Origin of the sequence: Prevotella sp. CAG:592 (assembly GCF_000436015.1) — a bacterium.
GTDB lineage: Bacteria > Bacteroidota > Bacteroidia > Bacteroidales > Bacteroidaceae > Prevotella > Prevotella pectinovora.
In genome coordinates this window covers 1-4,847 of the sequence record NZ_FR892531.1, presented here as the reverse complement: position 1 = coordinate 4,847, position 4,847 = coordinate 1, and the positions used below count along the sequence as shown (strand labels likewise).

Here is a 4,847-nt window from a genome sequence, read left to right as displayed (position 1 = left end):
AACGTGTTATTTTATGTTGTCAACGAATCTGAAGAGTCTGCTCCATCTTATTCCGGAGAATCCTCTGTGGTCAGGGTCGCTCGACCACCAGATGAATATCGGCTTGCCCACGATGTGGTCTTCAGGCACGAATCCCCAGTAGCGTGAGTCGGCAGAGTTGTGGCGGTTGTCGCCCATCATCCAGTAGTAGTCCATCTTGAACGTGTAGCGGTCGGTCTGTTTTCCGTTGATGTATATCTTGCCGCCCTTCACTTCGAGCTTGTTGTGCTCATAGGCACGTATCGGGCGCTCATAGATGGCGATGTTGTTCATGTCGAGCTTTACCGTAGCTCCCTTCTTCGGAATCCAGATTGGTCCGTAGTTGTCGCGTGTCCATCCTGTCACGGCGTCGAGCGGATACAGGATGTCGTTCTTCATCTCAGGTGCCAGCTTGATGCTCTTCACCAATGTCTTGTTGGCGGCGAGTGCCTTTGCTGCACGCTTTGTAAGCGGCATGTATCCGTTGGAGTTGAGGCTTCCGAGATCTTCCATGCTGATGCCGAGTTCCTTCATCAGGTCGTCGCTGATAGGCTGGTTGAGCTGCACGTTATATGTATACTGCACATTCTCCGGCTCCTTGTTCGGCTTGCCGTTGAGGTAAACGATGCGGTTCTTTATCTGCAGAGTCATTCCAGGCAGTCCCACGCAGCGCTTCACGTAGTTCTCGCGGCGGTCGGTGGGTCGGCTGATGATGTTTCCGAACTGCTGTGGCGATGCAGCCACATAGTCGTGTCCTGTCTTGTAAACCTTCTGGAAATAGTCGTATTTCTGCTGGGGTGTCATCTTGCTCAGGTCTACATACTGGTTCGCGAGCAGCTGGTAGCCTGTGGCATAGCAGATGTCGCGGTAGAAGTCGGCGTTGGGATAGTTTTCCACCAGGGTGTCGCCGGCAGGATAGTTGAACACCACGATGTCGTTGAGCTGCACGTTGCCCAGTCCTTTGACGCGGCGGTATTCCCAGTGTGGCCATTCAATGTACGACTTTGTGTTTATCACCGGCAGCGTGTGTTGCGTGAGCGGCATGGTGAGCGGAGTCTCCGGGATGCGGGGTCCGTAGCTCACTTTGCTCACGAAGAGGTAGTCGCCGGTGAGGAGTGATTTCTCAAGTGAAGATGATGGGATGACATAGTTCTGGAAGAAGAACTGGTTGATGAAATACACTGCCACGAGTGCGAACACCAGTGCGTCAACCCACGACATTATGAATCTTGTGGGGCCTTCGGCGTCTTTCCACCATTGCCATTTTATTTTCTTCGTTATGTAAACGTCAAAGATGAATGGCACTACGACGAGTCCCAGCCAACTCTTTACCCACACGAGGAACAACAGGTACAGCACGGTCACGCCGATGAACTTAGCCCATTGCACTTTCATGTTCAGCTTTGCTTTTTCCTTGTCAATCATTTTCTTGTCAATTATCAGGATTTATCTTTTTTCTGTTGATTCAATTATCCGGAGTATCAGGATTCGCCTTTCTGTTGATACTATTATCCCGATTCGTGTCCGGTCTATGACAGGCCATTAGTGTCCTGTCTTCGTCTTTCTTTTCCGCCGGCGGTTCAGAATTTGAACATGTCGCTTATCGTCAGCAGTCCGCTGTGGTCCTTGGTATATTCTGCCGCGAGCACCGCTCCCATGGCGAATCCCTTGCGCGAGTGGGCGTCGTGGGTTATGGTGATGCAGTCGGCGTCGCTGTCGTAAACCACGGAGTGGATTCCCGGCACCTCGTCGCGGCGGATGCTCTCGATGGCGAGCTGGTCTGCAGCCACATCGTTGCTGCCCTCCACGCTGCCGTCGGCAAGCCTCTGCACACCCTTCACCCATTCCTTCTTGCGGTCAACGTCGCTGATTATCTCTTCAGCCAGTGTGATGGCGGTGCCGCTCGGAGCGTCGAGCTTGTGGATATGGTGAGTCTCCTCCATGCGCACGTCATACTGCGGGAATCCGTTCATTATCTTGGCGAGATACCTGTTCACGGCAGAGAAAATCGCCACGCCGACAGAGAAGTTTGATGCCCAGAACAGTGTCTGTCCGCCCTCGGCAGAACACATCCTCCTCACGTCGTCGCCATGTTCCTTCATCCATCCCGTAGAGCCCGACACCACCTTCACGTTGTGTCTGAAAGCCTTGAGGTAGTTGCCGTATGCCGCTGTAGGGTTAGTGAATTCTATTGCCACGTCGGCACTTTTGAACGCCTCGCTGTCGAAATCCTGCTGGTTGTCAACGTCGATGACGCAAACTATTTCGTGACCACGGTCTTTGGCTATCTGTTCTATCATCCTGCCCATCTTTCCGTAGCCGATCAATGCTATTTTCATAAGAAATGCTTTGTATTTGTTTAATTAATGTTGCTTTTAATGTGCAAATATAATGATTTTACTTTTCCCTCGGTCCTTTTTCCGCTTAAATTTCCATAATGCGCAACGTTTTGTGGCTTCTCGTGGCGTTTTTTATGGTATATATTGGAATGAAAAGTAGTCTAAATTATTCGTTTTAACGCTGAAATCTTGCAAGTTAAAGGTTTTTAGCGTACCTTTGCCCCGGTATATTATATCCATACGCCAATTGACAGCCACGCTTGTGATGGTCTGTACTTGCAGATGGGTAAGTTTTTGTAACACAAAGGCGTGGCGCATGATGCCACGTGAACTATTATTTTAGTCTTGATGAAATATTCTATTTATTTCCTTTCAGCAATCGGAGCTTGCACTATGCTGACCTCTTGTTTTAAGGATGAAGCCCCGAATGCCGAATGTGATATACAGAAGGCGTTTGTCGTGATGGACAACTGGGACGCGGTCTTCAACAACCAGACCGACGCCAGCATCGACGTGCCTTCAAACACCTCGCAGATCTCCTTTGAGGTGAAAGACAATGCCGATATCAGCATGATGTCGCCGCAGTTCCAGCTCACACCCGGCGCCACCATCAGTCCGGCAAGCGGTACGGAACTCGATTTCTCCAACAATGCCAGACACAAATACACCGTGACATCCGAAGACGGTGCGTGGACAAGGGAATATTACGTGGGCTTCGGTTCCAAGCTGCTACCGCTGAAGTACAGCTTTGAGAACATCGACTTCTTCATCGACAGAGACGGCACGGAGAAATACCATCAGTGGTATGACTACAGCCGTGGCAGCGACAGCAAGATATACCGCGATTGGGCAACCGGTAACGGCGGATTCAAGCTCAGTATGGGCAAGGCACCCTATGAGGACTATCCCACGGTGAGCGTAGAAGGCGGAGTGAGAGGCAGATGCGTGAAGCTTACCACACGCAGCACGGGACCTTTCGGAGTGATGTCAAATATGCGCATCGCCGCCGGAAACCTCTTCATCGGAAAATTCGACACCAAGCCTGCTCTCACCAATACCATGGCGGCGACACGCTTCGGACTGCCGTTCGACAAGAAGCCGCTGCGATTAACGGGTTACTACAAGTATGCTCCCGGCGAGACATATCAGGACAAGGCAGGAAAGCCGGTAGAGGGAAAGACCGACCATGGCGACATCTATGCCGTGCTCTATCGCAACCACGACGACAACGGAGAGGCTTTCGTTCTCAACGGCAACGACGTGAAGACAAATCCATATATCGTGGCGCTGGCAGAAATCGGCGAGATAAACGCCACCAGCGAATGGACACCGTTCGACCTGCAGTTCAAATACACCGGTGTGGTAGACCCCGACCTGCTGCGTGCCAATGGATATAGCATTGCCATCGTGTGCACCTCGAGCTATGAGGGAGCCACCTTCCAGGGGGCAGTGGGCAGCACACTCTATGTGGATGAGTTCGAACTCATCTGCGAGGACTGATGCCACGGCACCGCATGGCAGAAACCAACTCTTACGATAAACAAGAAGAAAGACAACAATGAAGAAGACAATATTATCACTGGCACTCCTTGCCGCATCGGCACTCTCAGTTCATGCCGGAGGAATACTCGATGACCTGAAATATGACCTCAGGGCAGGATACAATATCGGTGGAACGATGCCGATGGGAATGCCGGCCTCTATCCGTTCGCTCGATGCCTACAGACCGACGCTGAGCGTGATGCTGGGACTCGGCGTCTACAAGCCGCTGACAGACAAATGGGGACTGACCACAGGATTGAGACTCGAGAACAAGGGAATGGACATTGACGCCACGGTGAAGAACTACCACATGAGGATAGTGCGCGGCGGACAGGAACTCGAGGGTATGTTCACCGGAAAGAACCAGTCGGAGGCTGTGCAATGGATGCTCACCATGCCTCTACAGGCAACCTACCGCTTCAACGACAAGTGGCAGATCAAGGCTGGTCCCTATCTCTCTTATGTGCGCACCCGCACCTTCAAGGGAGCAGCCTACGACGGATACCTCAGAGTGGGCGACCCTACGGGAGAGAAAGTGGAACTCGGCACCACTGACGGAAACCGCGGAACCTATGACTTTTCCGACAGTATGCGCAAGCTGCAATGGGGAATGATGGTGGGAGCCGACTGGCATTTCCATCACTCCTGGGGAATATTCGTTGACCTCTCATGGGGCTTCACGGGGATATTCAAAGGCAATTTCGACACCATCGAGCAGACGATGTATCCGGTGTATGGCACTGTCGGCGTTTCTTATAGGATGAAATGACCTTGTACTGCATTCAATCCGGCGGCGGCAACCTCTGCTGACAGATTCCTCACCGATGGGCAGTCAGGATTCTGATGAATAGACAAGACAATTAAATAAAGGCAAAAAGAATTTAGGAAAACATTAAATTAAAAACATTATCATTTTTATTATGAAGAAAATTTTTACTCTTATTGCCA

At 51.2% G+C, this 4,847-nt stretch carries 4 protein-coding genes; 2 read left to right on the top strand and 2 right to left on the bottom strand.

Annotation, left to right across the window (positions count from 1 at the left end; genetic code table 11):
* Window positions 1-6: 6 nt before the first annotated feature.
* Window positions 7-1,443, bottom strand: coding sequence for a signal peptidase I (gene lepB / locus QVO99_RS02965; RefSeq protein ID WP_022316103.1), 1,437 nt, complete (start codon window positions 1,441-1,443; stop codon window positions 7-9).
* Window positions 1,444-1,598: 155 nt separating this feature from the next.
* A complete protein-coding gene (dapB, locus tag QVO99_RS02960; RefSeq protein ID WP_022316102.1) occupies window positions 1,599-2,357 on the bottom strand; it encodes a 4-hydroxy-tetrahydrodipicolinate reductase in 759 nt (252 codons plus the stop codon).
* A gap of 348 nt (window positions 2,358-2,705) precedes the next feature.
* On the opposite strand from dapB, the gene QVO99_RS02955 reads away from it, so the two are divergent.
* Both QVO99_RS02955 and QVO99_RS02950 read left to right on the top strand, forming a co-directional pair.
* Window positions 2,706-3,857, top strand: a complete 1,152-nt coding sequence (locus tag QVO99_RS02955; RefSeq protein WP_288176898.1) for a PCMD domain-containing protein — start codon at window positions 2,706-2,708, stop codon at window positions 3,855-3,857.
* A 58-nt stretch (window positions 3,858-3,915) separates the two neighbouring features.
* Window positions 3,916-4,668 carry a porin family protein gene (locus QVO99_RS02950; protein ID WP_022316100.1) on the top strand — a complete coding sequence of 251 codons (753 nt, stop codon included), beginning with the start codon at window positions 3,916-3,918 and terminating at the stop codon, window positions 4,666-4,668.
* The last annotated feature ends 179 nt before the right edge of the window (window positions 4,669-4,847 follow it).

What these genes read in the sequence shown, in the direction of transcription:
- QVO99_RS02950 (WP_022316100.1), top strand. Translation starts at nt 3,916, where the DNA reads ATGAAGAAGACAATATTATCACTGGCACTCCTTGCCGCATCGGCACTC.
- QVO99_RS02955 (WP_288176898.1), top strand. Translation starts at nt 2,706, where the DNA reads ATGAAATATTCTATTTATTTCCTTTCAGCAATCGGAGCTTGCACTATG.
- lepB (WP_022316103.1), bottom strand. Translation starts at nt 1,443, where the DNA reads ATGATTGACAAGGAAAAAGCAAAGCTGAACATGAAAGTGCAATGGGCT.
- dapB (WP_022316102.1), bottom strand. Translation starts at nt 2,357, where the DNA reads ATGAAAATAGCATTGATCGGCTACGGAAAGATGGGCAGGATGATAGAA.